At 73.5% G+C, this 16,590-nt stretch carries 18 protein-coding genes and 2 tRNA genes; 6 read left to right on the top strand and 14 right to left on the bottom strand.

The features are described from left to right. Nucleotides 1–45: 45 nt before the first annotated feature. The 4 genes from QRT03_RS28690 to QRT03_RS28675 are packed head-to-tail and all read right to left on the bottom strand — an operon-like array spanning nt 46 to nt 3,105. On the bottom strand, nt 46–1,212 hold the full coding sequence (locus tag QRT03_RS28690; protein WP_286056586.1) for an MFS transporter: 1,167 nt from the start codon (nt 1,210–1,212) through the stop codon (nt 46–48). Between the two features lie 3 nt (nt 1,213–1,215). After that, nucleotides 1,216–1,626 (bottom strand): arsenate reductase/protein-tyrosine-phosphatase family protein, encoded by a 411-nt coding sequence (locus tag QRT03_RS28685; RefSeq protein WP_286056585.1) that lies wholly within the window; start codon nt 1,624–1,626, stop codon nt 1,216–1,218. Beyond that, nucleotides 1,619–2,716, bottom strand: a complete 1,098-nt coding sequence (arsB, locus tag QRT03_RS28680; protein WP_286056584.1) for an ACR3 family arsenite efflux transporter — start codon at nt 2,714–2,716, stop codon at nt 1,619–1,621. The genes QRT03_RS28685 and arsB overlap by 8 nt, the downstream gene beginning before the upstream one ends. After that, entirely contained in the window at nt 2,713–3,105 is a 393-nt protein-coding gene (locus QRT03_RS28675; protein WP_286056583.1) for an ArsR/SmtB family transcription factor, read from the bottom strand. Before QRT03_RS28675 ends, arsB begins: the two co-directional genes overlap by 4 nt. A 47-nt stretch (nt 3,106–3,152) precedes the next feature. Between QRT03_RS28675 and QRT03_RS28670 the strand changes: the two genes are divergently transcribed. Continuing rightward, nucleotides 3,153–3,581, top strand: a complete 429-nt coding sequence (locus tag QRT03_RS28670; RefSeq protein ID WP_286056582.1) for an ArsI/CadI family heavy metal resistance metalloenzyme — start codon at nt 3,153–3,155, stop codon at nt 3,579–3,581. A gap of 12 nt (nt 3,582–3,593) precedes the next feature. On the opposite strand, the gene QRT03_RS28665 is transcribed toward QRT03_RS28670, so the two are convergent. The 3 genes from QRT03_RS28665 to QRT03_RS28655 all read right to left on the bottom strand — a co-directional run bounded on the left by QRT03_RS28665 (nt 3,594) and on the right by QRT03_RS28655 (nt 5,797). After that, a tRNA-Pro gene (locus QRT03_RS28665) sits at nt 3,594–3,670 on the bottom strand. Nucleotides 3,671–3,717: 47 nt separating this feature from the next. Beyond that, complete coding sequence (locus tag QRT03_RS28660; protein ID WP_286056581.1) at nt 3,718–4,413, bottom strand: ester cyclase; 696 nt, start codon at nt 4,411–4,413, stop codon at nt 3,718–3,720. A gap of 10 nt (nt 4,414–4,423) precedes the next feature. Continuing rightward, nucleotides 4,424–5,797 (bottom strand): FAD-binding oxidoreductase, encoded by a 1,374-nt coding sequence (locus QRT03_RS28655; RefSeq protein WP_286056580.1) that lies wholly within the window; start codon nt 5,795–5,797, stop codon nt 4,424–4,426. A gap of 293 nt (nt 5,798–6,090) precedes the next feature. On the opposite strand from QRT03_RS28655, the gene QRT03_RS28650 reads away from it, so the two are divergent. The 3 genes from QRT03_RS28650 to QRT03_RS28640 all read left to right on the top strand — a co-directional run bounded on the left by QRT03_RS28650 (nt 6,091) and on the right by QRT03_RS28640 (nt 9,729). Next, nucleotides 6,091–8,745, top strand: a complete 2,655-nt coding sequence (locus tag QRT03_RS28650) for a helix-turn-helix transcriptional regulator (RefSeq protein ID WP_286056579.1) — start codon at nt 6,091–6,093, stop codon at nt 8,743–8,745. Nucleotides 8,746–9,246: 501 nt separating this feature from the next. Then, nucleotides 9,247–9,320, top strand: a tRNA-Gly gene (locus QRT03_RS28645). Nucleotides 9,321–9,525: 205 nt separating this feature from the next. Beyond that, nucleotides 9,526–9,729 carry a cold-shock protein gene (locus tag QRT03_RS28640; RefSeq protein ID WP_018335397.1) on the top strand — a complete coding sequence of 68 codons (204 nt, stop codon included), beginning with the start codon at nt 9,526–9,528 and terminating at the stop codon, nt 9,727–9,729. A gap of 117 nt (nt 9,730–9,846) precedes the next feature. Here QRT03_RS28640 and QRT03_RS28635 read toward each other — a convergent pair whose 3' ends face one another. Genes QRT03_RS28635 through QRT03_RS28625 form a run of 3 tightly spaced genes read right to left on the bottom strand, consistent with a single transcriptional unit; the run spans nt 9,847 to nt 11,568 of the window. Continuing rightward, nucleotides 9,847–10,764: an alpha/beta hydrolase gene (locus QRT03_RS28635; protein ID WP_286056578.1), complete on the bottom strand. Its 918-nt coding sequence runs from the start codon at nt 10,762–10,764 to the stop codon at nt 9,847–9,849. Nucleotides 10,765–10,777: 13 nt separating this feature from the next. Next, nucleotides 10,778–11,254 carry an SRPBCC family protein gene (locus QRT03_RS28630; RefSeq protein ID WP_286056577.1) on the bottom strand — a complete coding sequence of 159 codons (477 nt, stop codon included), beginning with the start codon at nt 11,252–11,254 and terminating at the stop codon, nt 10,778–10,780. Further along, on the bottom strand, nt 11,251–11,568 hold the full coding sequence (locus QRT03_RS28625; RefSeq protein ID WP_286056576.1) for an ArsR/SmtB family transcription factor: 318 nt from the start codon (nt 11,566–11,568) through the stop codon (nt 11,251–11,253). Before QRT03_RS28625 ends, QRT03_RS28630 begins: the two co-directional genes overlap by 4 nt. Nucleotides 11,569–11,948: 380 nt before the next feature. On the opposite strand from QRT03_RS28625, the gene QRT03_RS28620 reads away from it, so the two are divergent. Further along, on the top strand, nt 11,949–12,236 hold the full coding sequence (locus QRT03_RS28620) for a hypothetical protein (RefSeq protein ID WP_286056575.1): 288 nt from the start codon (nt 11,949–11,951) through the stop codon (nt 12,234–12,236). Nucleotides 12,237–12,433: 197 nt separating this feature from the next. Then, nucleotides 12,434–13,087 carry a TetR/AcrR family transcriptional regulator gene (locus QRT03_RS28615; protein WP_286056574.1) on the top strand — a complete coding sequence of 218 codons (654 nt, stop codon included), beginning with the start codon at nt 12,434–12,436 and terminating at the stop codon, nt 13,085–13,087. Here QRT03_RS28615 and QRT03_RS28610 read toward each other — a convergent pair. The 4 genes from QRT03_RS28610 to QRT03_RS28595 form a co-directional block, all read right to left on the bottom strand. Then, complete coding sequence (locus QRT03_RS28610; protein ID WP_286056573.1) at nt 12,993–14,405, bottom strand: uracil-xanthine permease family protein; 1,413 nt, start codon at nt 14,403–14,405, stop codon at nt 12,993–12,995. The two genes, QRT03_RS28615 and QRT03_RS28610, sit on opposite strands and share 95 nt — an antisense overlap. Further along, nucleotides 14,402–15,079 carry a TetR/AcrR family transcriptional regulator gene (locus tag QRT03_RS28605; protein ID WP_286056572.1) on the bottom strand — a complete coding sequence of 226 codons (678 nt, stop codon included), beginning with the start codon at nt 15,077–15,079 and terminating at the stop codon, nt 14,402–14,404. Before QRT03_RS28605 ends, QRT03_RS28610 begins: the two co-directional genes overlap by 4 nt. A gap of 69 nt (nt 15,080–15,148) precedes the next feature. After that, entirely contained in the window at nt 15,149–15,340 is a 192-nt protein-coding gene (locus QRT03_RS28600; RefSeq protein ID WP_286056571.1) for a ferredoxin, read from the bottom strand. A 44-nt stretch (nt 15,341–15,384) separates the two neighbouring features. Continuing rightward, complete coding sequence (locus tag QRT03_RS28595) at nt 15,385–16,551, bottom strand: cytochrome P450 (RefSeq protein ID WP_286056570.1); 1,167 nt, start codon at nt 16,549–16,551, stop codon at nt 15,385–15,387. Nucleotides 16,552–16,590: the final 39 nt, after the last annotated feature.

The following is a 16,590-nucleotide window of genomic DNA, read 5'->3' as shown; positions in this document are numbered from 1 at the left end:
CGTCGCTCGGGGTGGAGGTGTACCCACGGCCCGTCGACGGCCCGCTCACGGCGGCGGGCGGGAGAGCCGGGCGTAGCCGGCCACCGACGTCCACACCAGGACCGCGACGACGAGGAACGCCGCGAAGACGGTGGCATGGCCGCTGGCGGCGGCGAGCGCGGTGGCTCCGACGGGGGCCGTGAGTCCGGCGAGGCCCCAGCCGGTGAACACCTGCCCGTAGGTGGTGCCGAAGCGGTCCGCCGGAACGACGTCGGCGGTGGCAGCCGGGGCGAGCACCGACAGCGCCCCGTACTGGGTGCCGAGAAGCAGCAGACCGGCCAGCGCCACGGGCCCGGTGGCGCCCAGGGCCAGGGGGAGACACGCGAGAACCAGCAGCGCTGCGTCGAGATGCAGCGCCGTCCGGCGGCCGAGGCGATCGGAGACCGGTCCTGCGACCAGCCGGCCGGCGAAGTTCCCGACGTTGATCAGCGTGACGGCCAGGACGGTCGACCCGGCGGTGCCGGTGAGGGCACCGGCCTGCGCGAAGGCGGCGAGTCCGGGGGCACTACCCAGCCCGAACGCCAGCCACAGCGCCACCACGGCGCGGCGCGGGCTGGTCACCGCAGGACAGCTCGACCTGGTCTCGTCGTGCCGTGGACGCGGCGTGGCCCCGGGCACGAGCACCGCGGCGACCGCGAGGACGGCCCCGAGCACCGCGGCGAGCACGAGGAAGGTCGAGGTACGCCCGAGCAGGTCGAGCAACCGGGAGGCGAGCGGAGCGAGGAGCGCGGTTCCGGCGGCGTAGGCGCTGACGACCAGGCCGAGCGCGAGACCGCGTCGGGTGCCGACGGTGCCGGCGACCCGCACGGCGGTGGCATAGCCGAGCCCGGTCGAGCCACCGACCAGGACCCCGAAGGTCACGAACAGCACCCCGGGCGCGGTGGCGACGCCGGTGGCCAGCAGCCCGGCGACCGAGCCGACCAGCGCGACGAGCGCGAGACGGCGCGGGGAGACGGCGTCGGCGACCCGGCCGCCCACCAGTACGCCGAGCATGAAGGCGAGCAGCCCGACGGAGAACACCCCGGCCAGCAGGGTGTCTCCGGCTCCGAGGTCGCGGCGCAGGCTGTCGGTGAAGACGTCCCAGGCGAACAGCGGGCTGACCGCGAGGTCGAGCAGGACCGCCCCGGTGAGCGCGCGCGCCCTCGTGGCCGGCGCGCTGCCCCCGGGGACCACGGGTCAGACGGCGGTGGTCGTCAGCTCGGCCAGCAGCGCGCGGACGTGCCGGTCGATGTCGTCCCGGATCGGCCGGACCTCGTCGACGTCCCGGCTGGCGGGGTCGGTGAGGTGCCAGTCGAGGTAGCGCTTGCCGGGGAAGACCGGGCAGGCGTCCCCGCAGCCCATCGTGATCACGACATCGGCGGCGTTGACGTCGTCGACGCCCAGCTTCGTCGGGACCTCAGCCGACAGGTCGATGCCCAGCTCGGCCATCACCTCGACGACGGCGGGATTGATGGTGTCGGCCGGGGCGGACCCGGCAGAGCGGACCCGGACCCGCCCGGCGGCGTGGTGGGCGAGCAGCGCGGCGGCCATCTGGGATCGGCCCGCGTTGTGCACGCAGACGAACAGCACCTCGGGGACGTCAGGCACGACGGGACTCCTCGAGCGCGGGGTCGGTGGAGGGGAACAGGCGGCGTCGGAGCGCGAGCGAGACGTAGACCAGGGCGACGAGCACGGGGACCTCGATCAAGGGACCGACGACCCCGGCGAGGGCCTGTCCACTGGTGGCGCCCCAGGTGGCGATCGCGACGGCGATGGCGAGCTCGAAGTTGTTGCCCGCGGCGGTGAACGCGAGCGTGGTCGTCCGCCCGTAGCCCAGCCCGACCGCGCGACCGAGCGCGTAGGACCCGGCCCACATCGCCGCGAAGTAGATCAGCAGCGGCAGCGCGATCCGGACGACGTCGAGGGGCTGGGAGGTGATGGCGTCGCCCTGCAGGGCGAAGAGGATGACGATGGTGAACAGCAGCCCGTACAGGGCGAACGGCCCGATCCGCGGCAGGAGCGTGGACTCGAACCAGTCGCGGCCCTTCGCGCGCTCCCCCAGCCGGCGGGTCAGGTACCCGGCGAGCAGCGGGATGCCGAGGAAGATCAGCACCGACCGGACGATCGTCCAGGGCGAGACGTCGAGACCCGTCGTCGGGAGCCCGAGCCAGGCCGGGAGCACCGAGAGGTAGAACCACCCCAGTGCGCCGAAGGCGATCACCTGGAACACCGAGTTCAGCGCGACGAGGACGGCGGCGGCCTCACGGTCCCCGCGGGCGAGGTCGTTCCAGATGATGACCATGGCGATGCAGCGGGCGAGCCCGACGACGATCAGCCCGGTGCGGTACTCGGGCAGGTCGGGCAGCAGCAGCCACGCCAGCGCGAACATCAGCGCCGGGCCGATCAGCCAGTTCAGCACCAGCGAGGAGACCAGCAGTCGGCGATCGCCGGTGACGGTGTCGAGCCGGTCGTAGCGGACCTTCGCCAGCACCGGGTACATCATCCCGAGCAGGCCGAGGGCGATCGGCAGCGAGACCCCGTCGACCGCGACCGCCCCGAGTGCCTCCCCCAGCCTGGGGACCAGGCGGCCGGCCAGCAGCCCCACCACCATCGCCGCGAGGATCCACACCGGGAGGAACCGGTCGAGCGTGGAGAGCCTCGCGACGACGGAAGACTCCGCCCGCGGCGGAGCACTCACGCCTCCACCACCGGCAGCGCGTCGCTCGCCGCAGGCTCGAGGACGGTGGCGACCTGAGCGAGCAACTCGGGGCGCACCCGGTAGTACACCCAGGTACCCCGCCGTTCCCCGGTGATCAACCCGGCCTCGCGCAGCACCTTGAGGTGATGCGAGATCGTCGGGCCGGACAGGTCGAACACGTCGGTCAGGTCGCACACGCACGCCTCGCCGCCGGCGTGGGAGGCGATCAGGGAGAGCAGCCGCAGCCGTACCGGGTCGCCCATCGCCTTGAACACCCGCGCCAGCTCGCTCGACTGCTCCGCCGACAACGGCTCGCGCGCCAGGGGCGAGCAACCGACGACCTCGGCGAGCTGGGCGAGCACCTGCCCCTCCGCGTCTTGCTTCGACATGCGTCTACCTTGACAGCCGTCGAATCAGGGGCGCAAGGTGCTGCGTCATGTCGCGTGTGCAGCTCGCCCTGCGGGTCTCCGACCTCGAAGGATCGATCCGCTTCTACAGCCGGCTCTTCGGCGCCGAGCCGGCCAAGCGCCGGCCCGGGTACGCCAACTTCGCCATCACCGAGCCCCCGCTCAAGCTGGTCCTGCTCGAGGGCGAGCCCGATCGCCCCACGGTCATGGACCACCTCGGCGTCGAGGTCGCGACGACCACCGAGGTCGACGACGCCACGGCCCGCCTCGATGAGCTCGGCCTGTTCACCCAGGTCGAGAACGACACCACCTGTTGCTACGCCCGCCAGGACAAGGTCTGGGTGCGCGGCCCCGGCCACGAGCCGTGGGAGGTCTACACCGTCACGGAGGACTCCCCCGAGTACGGCCACGACGGCGTCCTCGCCCGCGGCAGCGACGCCGTCGCTGCCGCGGACTGATCGGAAACGACGTGGTCGGGGTGGCGGGATTCGAACCCACGGCCCCTCGCTCCCAAAGCGAGTGCGCTACCAAGCTGCGCTACACCCCGTGGCTCACGAGTGTAGGGCGAGGGGCACGTGGGTTCCGCGCCAACTCCTACATGAGGCCCATCTGCCCGATCATGCCGAGCTGGTCCCAGTAGAAGCGGGACGCGACCACCTTGCCGTCGGCCACGCGGTGGAAGGCTGCGTAGGGCAGCGACACCGAGCGTCCGGTGGGCGGGATCGGCGAGCCGTCGGGCGCCCGGGACGGTCCGGTGTTCGTCCCGACCACGACGCCCTCCTCGAACACCTCGTCGCCCGCCGAGGTGATGCGGACGTCGGTCAGGCGGGAGTCGGGGAACGCCGTCATCGTCTCGTCCCAGAAGTCCCGGACCGCCTGGTGCCCCTTCCCGTCGCCTGCCGGCGTCACCAAGGCGCAGTCCTCGCTGTACAGCGCGAGGAAGGCGTCGAGGTCGTGGGCGTTCCAGGCGTCCGCCCCGGCCCAGGCGATCTTCCGGGACTCCGTGGGGCCGAACGGCCCGACGAGGCTGACGACGTCGAACGGCTCGATGCGGGGTGGTTCGTCGGGCACGGACCCGAGGGCGCGTTCCACGGCGGGGACGATGTACTGGGCCGTGCTGCGCGCACAGGCCTCCTCGGAGTCCCAGATCTCGACGTACTGCACGCCCTCCGGCCCGCGGACGCAGAGGTGCAGGATCACGCCGTCGACCGGCGCGGTCCCGACCTCCTCCGCGACGCGGTGGTACTCGGCTTCCTGCAGGTGCGGGGTCATGACGAATGCGTGGACCATGATCGTCTCCTCAGACGGCGGGCGGGATGTTGACGTTGCGATGGAAGGCGTTGTCCGGGTCGTAGGTCGCCTTGACCCGGCGCAGGCGCTCGTACTTGGCGTCGCCGTAGGCCGCGCGGATGCGGTCGTCGTCGACCTCGTGGTTCCAGTTGACGTAGCTCCCGGCCGCGTAGGGACGCAGCGCCTCCCAGAACGACCGGGACCACTCCCGGTCCGCGGCGAACAGGTCCGGGGTCGGGGCGACGGCGTCGATCGCGAGGCTGAGCTTCGTCGAGCGAGAGCCCGCGAACGCGGTGTCGTCCTCGCCGACGTCGGCGACCGCGCCACCGAGACCCGCCATGACGAACACCGACATCGGGGATGCCTTACGGGGCAGGTACTCGAGGACGACCGCGAGGGCGTCGTCCGACAGCTCGGGCAGGTGCAGGCCCTTCCCGTAGCCCAGCCGTCCCCAGGCGCCGGCCTCGTCGATCATGCTCTGCAGCCCGACGTAGGGCATCGGGGTGATGAACTCCGCCGACGGACGGGCGTCCCGGACCGGCTCGCAGAGCGCCGCGTGCGCCTCCGGGGTGGAGAAGCCCGCGATCAGCAGCAGCACGCCGGGCGTGAAGTGCAGGGCCTCGGGCAGGAACGGGGCCGGCGGGGCGTGCGTCCCGATCATCCCGCCGCCCGCATCGCGCGGGAGCCCGTCGAGCACCTCCCGCCCGACCCGGTACGCCTCCTCGGCCCGGGCGAGCGGCCAGAAGAACACGCCGACGTTCACGAGCGGACCTACCGGGTGCAGCGCGAACTCGAACTCGGTGACGACCCCGAAGTTGCCGCCCCCGCCCCGCAGGCCCCAGAACAGGTCGGGGTGCTCGTCGTCCGAGGCGTGCACCACGGAGCCGTCGGCCAGGACGACCTCGGCCCCGACGAGATTGTCGATCGAGAGCCCGTGCCCCCGCGCGAGCCAGCCGATCCCGCCGCCCAGGGTCAGGCCGCCGACCCCGGTCGTCGTGTTCGTGCCGAGCGTCGTCGCGAGCCCGTGGGCCTGCGTGGCCCGGTCGACGGCGCCGAGCGTCGCCCCTCCCCCGACCCGGGCGCGCCGCGCATCCGGGTCCACCCGGACCCCGTCGAGATTCCCCAGGTGCACCATCACGCCGTCGTCGCAGACCGACGCTCCCCACGAGCTGTGGCCGCCCCCGCGCACCGCGATCTCCAGGCCGTCCCGTCGGGCGGAGCGGACCGCCTCGACGACGTCGGCCGTCGACCGGCAGCACGCGATCCGGGCGGGACGCCGGTCGATGTCCGCGTTCCACACCGTGCGGGCCTCGTCGTACCCCGCGTCGCCTGGTGTCAGCACCGTTCCCGTACCGGTCGTCGACCCCGATCTGAGCTCGGTCATGGTTCTCCCCCGTCGGTGACGAGGCCGCCTGCGGGCCCCTGCCGGACGGACGCTAGGCAGGGCGGCGATCGGTGTCGGGAGTACCGACCTGCTCGGTTCCCGGGCCCCGAGCGCGCGGGGGTACTCGGAAGCCCCCTCCGATCGCTCAGTCACCGATGGAGCATCGCTGTGTGCCCTCCGTCATCTGGCGAGGTCGTTGCCGCACCTCGTCACCCGGATGCCCGTATGCAGCGTGAGGAGAAGGGGTCAGGCTGAACTCCACGTGACCGGGCCGCGGGGGACGGGGGTGTCGCGTGCAGACCCATCCGTTCGTCGGCCGCGACCGGGAGCTGGAGGACGTCGCCGGCGCGCTGGAGCACGGCGGCGTGGTGCTCGTCGGACCGGCCGGGGTCGGGAAGACCCGGGTGGCCCGGGAGGCGCTGGCGCGCGCCCGGGCCGCGGAGCGGACGACGCTCTGGGTCGCGGCCTCGAAGGCAGCTGCGTCGATCCCGTTCGGCGCGGTGGCCCACCTGGTGCCCGACGTCGACACCTCGGACCGCCTGCGGGTCCTGCGGGCCGCCGAGCAGTGGCTCGCCGGCGCCGCGACCGACCGCCCCGTCGTCCTCGGGGTGGACGACGCCCACGATCTCGACGACGGGTCCGCCGCGCTCATCGGGCGGGCAGTGGCCTCGGGCGTCGCGGTCGTGGTGGCCACCCTCCGGACCGGGGAGCCGGAGCCGGGCCCCGTCACCGCACTCTGGAAGGACGGGCCGGCCACGCGCGTCGACCTCGGTCCCCTCGGCCGGTCGGAGACCGCGCTCCTCGTGGAATCGCTGCTCGGGGGCGCCGTCGACCCGGTGGCCTCCGAACAGCTCTGGCAGCTGAGCCGCGGCAATGCGCTGTATGTGGACGAGCTGGTGCGGGGTGGCCTCGTCTCGGGCGCCCTGACGTGGCGGACCGGCGTGTGGTGCTGGGCCGGCCGGGTCTCGGTGGCGCCCGCGCTCAGCTCGCTCGTGGACGCCCGGCTGGACGCCCAGCCCCCGGCGGTCCGGGACGCCATCGACGTCGTCGCCCTCGGCGAGCCCCTGCGCGCCTCGCTGCTCGAGCGGGCCGGGGTGGCGCTGTCCGCACTCGAGGAGGCCGAGCGGGCCGGAGTGCTCCGCACCGCGCCCGTCGCCGACGACGTCGAGGTCCGCCTGGCCCACCCGATGTTCGGCGAGGTCGCGCGGACCCGGACGACCTCCCTGCGCCGCCGGGCACTCTGCCGTCGCCTCGCCGACGCGCATCCGGTCGACGAGGACCCGGTCCGGGTGGCCACCTGGTATCTCGACGGCGGGGTCCCCGACGCCGGGGTCCTCGCGCGCGGAGCCGCGCGCGCCCTGGCCGCGCTCGACCTCGAGCTGGCACAACGCCTCGCGGCCGGCGCGGACCAGGCGGGCGGTGGCCCGGACGCCCGACGCCTCCTGGCCACGGTGATGGTGCTGCGCGGCCACGCCGAGGACGCGGAGGACCTGCTCGCCGACCTCGACGTCCCGGAGCTGCCCGATCCCGTCCGCGCCGAGGTCGTCGCCTTCCGGGCGTGGAACCTGACCTTCGGGCTGTCCCGCGCGCAGGACGCCGAGCGCGTGCTCGACCGGGCCGCGCGCTCGGTCACCACCGGACACGACCTGCTCGACGTCCAGCGGGCGATCGCCCACGGCTACGGCGGGCGGGTGGGTCCGGCGCTCCGGCTCGCGCGCTCGGTGCTCGACCGCCCGGACGCCCACCCCGCCGCCCGTCTCCGTGCCCTCACCATCACCTGTCAGATCGCGGGCATCAGCGGCGCCGGCGAGCGGGCCCGGCACGCCGGCGAGCAGGCGTTGGAACTCGACGAACACCTCCACCACGGGGACTGGTCGATGGCGACCGAGGAGATCCGGGCCGGGATCGTCTCCGTCCGGCTCTACGGCGGCCACCTCGACACGGCCGAGGAGATCGTCGAGGCGAGCATGCGGCGGGTCGCCGCCACGGGGTGGCGGCCCGGGACCGCGATGTGGACCTCCTGGCGTGCCGAGGTCGCCCTCCAGCGGGGCCACGTACGGACGGCCCTGGGCCACGTCCGGGAGGCCACCGCGCTCGCCGCCCGCGACCGCCAGCCCTTCGAGACATGGGCGAGCCGCCTGCGCGCCCTCCAGCGCGCCCGGCTCGCGGCCCTGCTCGGCGAGGTGACCGAGGCCGAGGAGGCGCTGGACGAGGCACGTCGGTGGGATGACGGCGGCAGCGGGATGCTCGACGTCTGGGGCGACTCGAGTGCCGCGTGGGTGGCGCTCGCCCGGGGTGAGCCGACGGCGGCGATCGCCCTCGCCCGCGACGGCGCCGCACGGGCCCGGCGGGACGACCAGCGGCGCTGGGAGATCCTCACCCTGCACCAGGTGGTGCGCCTCGGAGCCCCCGGGACGGTCGTCGACCGTCTCGCCGAACTCGCGCCGTGCGCGGAGGGCCCGTCGACCCGGCTCTACGCACGCCACGCGCGGGCGGCGACCGACGGCGACGGCGCCGAGCTCGACGCGGTCGCCGACGGCTTCGTCACGCTCGGCTGTCTCCTGCTCGCCGCGGAGGCGGCCGCCCATGCCGCCGCGGCCCACCGGGAGGCGGGGCGGACGTCGTCGGCGACGGCCGCGGCCCGGCGCTCCCGGGACCTCGCCGCACGGTGCGAAGGCGCGCGCACACCGGCGCTGTCCGCGCTCACCGAGCCCCCGGGCCTCACGCGTCGGGAGCACGAGATCGCCGGCCTCGCGGCGAGCGGTCTGACCAACCGCGTCATCGCGGACCGGCTGGTGATCTCGGTGCGCACCGTGGACAACACGTTGCACCAGGTCTACGCGAAGCTCGGTGTCCCGGGCCGCGCCGACCTCGCGGAACTGTTCGACGACGCCGGCGCCGGGGGGTCACCCCGGGGCGTCGGTCGGGAGTCGGCGGCCTCGTCGTGACGGGCCGCCGGGTCCTCGACGGCCGGGTGGCGGTCGCCGCTCCGGCCGGAGACGTTCTCTGGCTCGACGGGCCGGCGGACGTCGTCGTCCGCGCCCGTCACCGTCGGATCAGTCCAGACCGCGGACGATGTGGTCCTCGTCGGTCTCGGTGATCCTGCTGTCGCGCTCAGTGTCCATGCTCCGGTCCTTTCCGGTCGCTCTCATCGGCCACCGCCCATGGTGGCCGCGACGCCGGACCTACCGTGAAGTACCAGGTGAGCGTCACACATCGGCAACGTGCCCGGGTCCACGGCGTCCGTCGATCGCGCTTGTGTACCCGTTCACAACCGGCAGCGGAAGGGCTGGACCGTGACAGAGCGTCTACTGAACGATCCAGTAACTCCGGATTCACACGAGACGGCAACCACTCGGACGGACCAGCGTCCTGAGGACGACGCCCGGTCCCCTGCCGCCGTCCGTGGATCGGCTACGGTGATGGAGGTCCGGGACCACACGGACCACGCGGGCGTAGCTCAATGGTAGAGCCCCAGTCTTCCAAACTGGCTACGCGGGTTCGATTCCCGTCGCCCGCTCCACCCCCGCCCGCGGCGGCTCCGCCGGCACTCCGTGTAGCGTCGGGTCCGTTGCAGTCTCGTTTTCCTCGCCGTGCGCGGTGCCGTGGATCATGTGACGACGGCCCGGTCAGCACCGCTGGAGGAACGTCTCCTTCACGTCGTGCCCCGGCGCCGGGCAACGCTCGCGAGCAGATCGTCCGCGAGAGCTCGGCCCGAAAGAGGATTGATGGCTGAAGGAACTGTGAAGTGGTTCAACGCGGAGAAGGGCTTCGGCTTCATCGCGCCTGACGACGGTGGCAAGGACGTCTTCGTCCACTACTCCGCCATCACCGGCGGCGGCTTCCGCTCGCTCGACGAGAACCAGCGCGTGAGCTTCGAGTCCAGCCAGGGCGCGAAGGGCCCGCAGGCGGACCAGGTGCAGGCGCTCTAGCTCGCACCGACCCGGTCGGGCGCCGCCGTCACCGGCGCCGCCGCCCGACCTGCCGGGGCTGTGGACCCACGCCTCATACCCGTGGGCCCGCAGCCCCACCGTCGTCTCCGGGGCCGGTCACGCCCCCGACACCCACCGGCGGAACGCCCGCGCGGCGAGCTCGTCCGCGTGCCGCGTCGCCTCCGTGTCCGGGACGAACACGTCGAACCCGTGCGGCAGGCCCGGGAGCACGTGCAGCTCGGTCGGCACCCCGGAGCGCATCATCCGCCAGGTGTAGTCGACGGCCTCGTCGCGCAGCGGGTCGTTCTGCCCCACGATCACGACGGCGGGGCACAGCCCGGCGAGGTCCTCGGTGCGGTTCGGGACGATGTACGGCGCCGGCGGGCCGAGGTTCGTCATCACCTGGCGGATCGCCTCCTCCGGGATCACCGGCAGGCCCTCGCGGCGTGAGGCGTGCTCGGGCAGCGCCCGGTCGTCGGTGTTCGGGTAGAGCGCCAGCTGGAGCGCCGGTGCCGTGTCGCCGCGGTCGCGGGCCATCTGCGCGAGCGCGAGCGTCAGCATCCCGCCGCCACTGGAGCCCGTGAGGACCAGTCGCGCCGGGTCGACGTCGTAGGCCTCCGGGTGCACGGTGACGTGGCGCAGCACCGAGTACCCGTCGTCGAGGATCACCGCGGGCGGATGGTCGGGCGCCATCCGGAAGTCGACGCTGATCCCCACCGCACCCGTGTCCCGGCACAGCGCCACGCAGCGCCGGTGCTCGGTGTTCAGGTGCCCGAACGAGAGCCCGCCCCCGTGGAACAGCACGTAACCCGGCCGGCTCGGGTGCGGCTGCGCGGGCCGGTAGACCCGCACCCGGATGTCGTGGTCCCCGGCGGTGTTCGGCACCGAGGCCGTCGACCAGGTGACGTCGGGCTCCGGAACCGGATCGGGCCCCGGGTCGCGGAGCAGGGCGAGCATCTCCGGGTCGGAGAGGTCGCCCCGCCCCGCGGGGAAGGCGGCGATCGCATCGGCGTACTCCGGGTCCCACCAGATCATGCGTCCCCTCTCGTCAGGAGAGCACCTCGTCCAGGCGCTCGTAGCCCTGCACCACACCCTCGTCCATCCCGGAGCCGAGCATCGCGTCGCGTCCCTCGAACGAGCCGCACAGCGAGAAGCCCTCCAGGCGGCACCGGCCGCCGGGCAGCTCGGTGAACGTCATCGTCTCCAGCGCCACCTGGTCGGCGAACGGGACGTAGGCGAACGTCTGGACGATCCGCTCGTTCTCGCGGATCTCGTGGAAGGACCCGAGGAAGTGGTGCTCGTGGCCGTCCTCGCCGACGTGGGTGTAGGCGTAGCCGCCGCCGGTGTGCGCGTCCCAGCGCTGCACCGTCATGGTCAGCCGGCGCGGGCCGAGCCACTGCACGACGAGCTCCGGGTCGACGTGGGCGCGGAAGACCGCGGCCGGCGGGGCGTCGAACTCGCGGGTGATGCGGATGGCCGGCACCGTGGGGTCGGCCTCGATGGTGGTCTGCAGGGTGGTGTTCACGTCGATCTCCTCAGGATCTCGTCGAGCCGCTGATGACGCAGCTCGGCACGGCGGCGGTAGGTGTCGATCCAGCCGGTGAGCAGGTCGAACACGTCGACCTCGAGGTGCGCCCAGCGCTGCTGGCCGTCCCGTCGGCGGCTGATCAGCCCGGCGGCCTCGAGCACCCGCAGGTGCTTCGAGACCGCCTGGAGGCTCACGTCGTAGTCGGACGCGATCTCCGTGACGGTCATGTCGTCCGCGGTGAGGCGGGCGACGATGTCGCGTCGGATCGGGTCGGCGAGGGCCGCGAACGCCCGGGACAGCTCGTCCTCCACGACCCCTCCTCCCGTTTATTCAACCTTGCGGTTGAGTACGAAGATAGGACCATCAAGATGGGGAAGTCAACGACGGGTTCGACGACCTGCAGACATCACGAATCGTTACGCGCGACGATCAACTTCACCTGAACAGAGCAGGCAACACCCGATCGAGCGCCTCGAGCGGCCGTTCGCCACGCGGTCTACGGCCGGAGGGCGGCACCGCGAGCGCCGATCGGTTCACTGAGGACCCGTTCACTGAACGGGCCCTAGATGAGAGCGGCTCTCAGGTTCACGAGAGGGTCCGCTCGTCCGTCCAACGACGCCGGGAGCGGAAGGGAACGCCTCCGGCGGCGGACCAGGAAGAACCCGGCAAGAACCCAGGAGAAGGAGCTCGCATGAGCAACATGACCACCAGGCTGGCCGCGGCGACGATGCTCGCGGGCGTCGGCACGGTCGCGATGGCCGGCGCGGCGAACGCCACCGAGTCCCACGCGTCGCACTCCCACGAGTCCACTCACACCACGTCGAGCAAGGGCCTCGTCGGCGGCCTCGTCGGCGCGGGGGGCGAGCTCGTCGGCGGCGTGAACGACCTCGTCGGCGGCGTCGTCGGCGGGCTCGACGGCGTCGCGGGACCGATCGTCGGCGGCGTCACCACGGGCCTGTTCGGCGGCTCGTCGAGCTGATCACCGCATCGGCCGGCCCCCGACCGGCCGGGGGGGGACCCGCCGACGGAGCTGCGGAGCACCGTCGGTGGCAGGACCGGGACCGCTCGCGCGTCGGGACGCGGAGAGGGTCCGGGGTGACGTGGGGCGGGTGGGTGATGCTGGAACCATCACCCACCCGCCCCGCCGATCCAACCGCAGGAGGGACACTGTCGGCCATGTCCGGCAGTCGGGCCGCCGCGAAGGCGCGCACCCACGAGAACCTCCTGGACGCGGCGGCGACGGTGTTCGCCGAGCGCGGCTACGGCGCGGCGTCGGTCGAGGAGATCGCCCGGACCGCCGGCGTCTCCGTCGGGTCGGTCTACGCGCACTTCACCAGCAAGGAGAAGCTCTTCGTCGCCCTCATGGAGCGACGCTCCGCCCGCGAGTTCGCGACCGCCCAGGCCGAGCTCGTCGGCGGGTTCGAGGCCGCCGTGCCCGCGCTGGACCGCCAGCTGCTCGCCGAGGCCGATTCCGCGCACCTCGCCGAGCTCGGCGCGGAGGCCTGGCTCCACGCCCTGCGCTCCCCCGCGTTCGGCGCCGAGCTCGCGGCGCACCACCGGCGGGTGCACGACGTCGTCACCGCGATGGTCGCCCAGGAGCGCGAACGCCGCGGGACGACGCTCTCGATGTCCGACAGCGAGGTCGGCACCGTCGCGACCGCCCTCGCGCGAGGCCTCGTGCAGTACCGCCGGCTCAGCCCGGAGACCGTCCCCGACGATCTCTTCGGGCGCACCCTCACCGCTCTGCTGCGGGGCCTGGAGGCTCCTCCTCCTCCTCCTGCGTCGCCGCCGGCATCGGATCGGGCCGTCCCGGGGTCAGTCGACGCATGAGGTGGTAGCCGGCGATCGTCACGACGGTGCCGAACGCGATCCCACCGAACTGCCCGCCGGAGAACTCCATCGTCACGTCACCGACCCCGATGACGATGCCCGCGGCCAGCGGCACGAGCACCTCCGGGCGGGAGAAGTCGACCCGGTTCTCCACCCAGATACGGGCGCCCAGCAGGCCGATCATCCCGTAGAGCACGACGGTGATCCCGCCCAGCACCCCGCCCGGGGTCGCCGCGACGACCGCCCCGAACTTCGGGCAGAAGCCGATCAGCACCGCCACCACGGCCGCCACCCAGTACGCCGCGGTGGAGTACACCCGCGTCGCGGCCATCACCCCGATGTTCTCGGCGTAGGTGGTGGTCGGCGAGCCGCCGACGCCCCCGGCGACGGCGGTCGCGATCCCGTCCGCGGCCAGCGCACGCCCGAGGTACGGGTCGAGATCCTCGCGGGTCATCGACGCGACCGCCTTCACGTGCCCGGTGTTCTCCGCGATCAGGGCGACCACCACCGGCACCACCAGCAGGATCGCGCCCGCGCTGAACCCCGGCAGGTGCAGGCCGGGCGCGTCCGGCGTCCCGAGCGGCAGCCCGATCCACGGCGCGTCGGACACGGCCGAGAAGTCCAGGCGGGCGTGCGTCGAGACCGTCCCGGAGGCGTCCGGCGCGGTGATCGGACCGACGACCGCGTCGAGCACGACCGACAGCACGTAGCCGACGACGAGGCCGACCAGCACCGAGAGCCGGCCGAGCATCCCGCGGCCCGCCACGGCCACCACCATGACGACGAGCATGGTGACCAGCGCGACGCCCTGGTCCTGCGGCCAGTAGGTCCCGGCGACGACGGGTGCGAGGTTGAACCCGATCAGCAGCACCACGGCGCCGGTCACCGCGGGCGGCAGGATCGCCGAGATGATCCGGGCCCCGCCGAGGTGCACCGCCAGCCCGACCAGCGCGAGCACCACGCCCGTCACCGCGATCGCGCCGGTGACCTCCGCGCTCGTCCCGCCGTCCGCGCGGACCGCGGCCACCACCCCGACGAACGAGGCGCTGGTGCCGAGGTAGCTCGGCACCCGACCCCGCGTCATGAGCAGGAAGAGCATCGTCGCGAGCCCGGAGAGCAGGATCGCGAGGTTGGGGTCCAGGCCCATCAGGACGGGGAAGACGAAGGTCGCCCCGAACATCGCGAGGACGTGCTGCGCCCCGAGGCCGACGGTGCGGCCCCAGCTCATGCGCTCGTCGGGCCGCACCACCTCCCCCGGGCCCGGAGCACGGCCATCGCCATGAACGGTCCAGCCGGTCCACCGGAGGGTTCCGGTCACGCGCGACTCCTGCCGTGGTGCTCGTGGCCCGCTCCGGACCGTCCGAGCCGCTCGGCGACCTCGGCGCGCGGCGGCGGATCCAGGGCGGGCAGTCGGGTGCGTTCGGCGCCGGCGCCGAGCGCGTCGAGGACGAGGGTGAGGTAGCGGTCCCAGGCGACGGCGTCGACCTCGGTGCCGAACGGCGCCGCGACGGAGGCGACCATGTGCGCGGCCGCCGGGAGGTCCCTCGCCTCCAGGTCGGTGCGTACGGCACCCGCCTCCCGCGCCCGTTCGACGAGGTCGTGCAGCGGCCCGATGAAACGCAGGACGAGCTCCGGGGTGAACGCGCCCGCGTCCTTGGCGGCGTGCAGGATGCCACGCTGGTGCACGAACGCGCGCGCGATGCCCTCCACGAGGACGGCGACCGCCGCGGCCGGGTCCGGCTCGGCGTCGACCCGGGCGAACAGCGGCTCGACGGCCTCGGCGAAGTACTCCGCGAACACCGCGGTCACCAGCTCGTCCCGGCCCCCGAAGCGGCGGTACAACGTGGACGGGCCGACCCCGGCGCGCCGCGCGACCTCCTCGAGCGGCACGTCCGAGCCGACCTCCTCGAAGGCCTCCCGGGCCGCCGCCACGATCGCGCGGTGGTTGCGCGCGGCATCCGCACGCAACGGGCGCGACGACAGCTCGGTCACGAGCGGGACGTTAGCAGCGTGATCAGGCGATCCGGTCGTGTCGCGCACGACCGGATCGCCCGCGCAGGACTAATCCTCGATGGACAACGCTCCCGACGGGCACGACCCGACGGCGTTGCGGGCGGCCTCGGCGTCCTTCCCCTCGGGCGTCTCCTCCAGCACGACGACGATCGCGTCGTCGTCCTGGTCGAACACGTTCTCGGCCGCGAGCACGCAGTTGCCCGCACCGATGCAGACGTCGCGGTCGGCTCGGATCTTCATGGGTGGTTCCTCTCCGGTGGTGGACGGATAGGGCGAGGTCGATCTCACCAGGTGACCGGCAGGTGCCGCAGTCCGTAGACGACGGTCGCGGACCGGAACTCGGGTTCCCCGGCGACGGCCAGCGTCGGGAAGCGGCGCAGCAGGGCCGGGAACGCCGTGGCCATCTCCATGCGTGCCAGCGGCGCGCCCAGGCAGTGGTGCACCCCGTGCCCGAACGCGACGTGCGGCGAGGCGGCACGCCCGACGTCGAGCCGCTCCGGGTCCTCGACGAGCGCCCGGTCGCGGTCGGCGGAGGGCAGCGAGACGACGACGAAGTCGCCCGCGGCCAGCGGCGTCCCGGCCACCTCGGTGTCCTGCGTGACCCGGCGCGGCACCCCGGAGTGCACCACCGACAGGAAGCGCATCAGCTCCTCGACGGCGGGCGCGGTCGACTCCGGGTCGTCCCGCACGATCGCGGCCTGCTCGGGGTGCTCGAGGAGGGCCAGCGTGCCCAGGGCCAGCATGTTCGCGGTGGTCTCGTGCCCGGCGATGAGCAGCAGCGAGGCGACGCCGGCCAGCTCCGCGCGGGTGAGCTCCTCGCCGTGCTCGCGCACCAGCATCCCGAGCATGTCGTCCCCGGGGTCGGCCGTCGCGCGGTCGACCAGGGTGCCCATGTACTCCCGGGACTCCATGGCCACGGCGCCGCGCTCGTCGAGCGGGCGCGTGAGGTCGACCTGGATCGCGGCCCGCCGGTGGAACTCGGCGCGGTCGGCGTAGGGCACCCCCAGCAGCTCGCAGATCACCAGGCTCGGGATCGGCAGGGCGAAGTGCTCGACGAGGTCGTTCGGCGGGCCGGTCCGCTCCATCGCGTCGAGGTGGTCGGTGACGATCTGCTCGATGCGCGGCTGCAGGCGCCGGATGCGCTTCACCGTGAACTCGCCGGTCAGCAGGCGCCGCAGCCGGGTGTGGTCCGGCGGGTCCAGCGCGAGGAGGTTGCCGACCCGCTGGTCCTGCGCCGCCCCCGGCAGCGCGGGCATGCCGGCGCTCGAGAACCGGGTCGCGTCGCCGAGGACCTCGCGGGCGTCTGCGTAGCGGGTGACGAGGTGGGCCGCGAGCCCCAGCGGGGTGCGCACGCCCTCCAGCCCGGGCTGCTCCCGCAGCTCCGCCAGGCGTGACGGCGGGTCGAACCGGTTCCGCTGCATGTGGAGCGGGAGCGCGGACGCGGTGGTCATGACCCGACGGTAGCAGCGGAAACGGCAGTCGGCTGCCAG

Source organism: Actinomycetospora termitidis, from assembly GCF_030286555.1.
Taxonomy (GTDB): domain Bacteria; phylum Actinomycetota; class Actinomycetes; order Mycobacteriales; family Pseudonocardiaceae; genus Actinomycetospora; species Actinomycetospora termitidis.
This window is presented reverse-complemented; position numbering and strand designations above follow the sequence as displayed.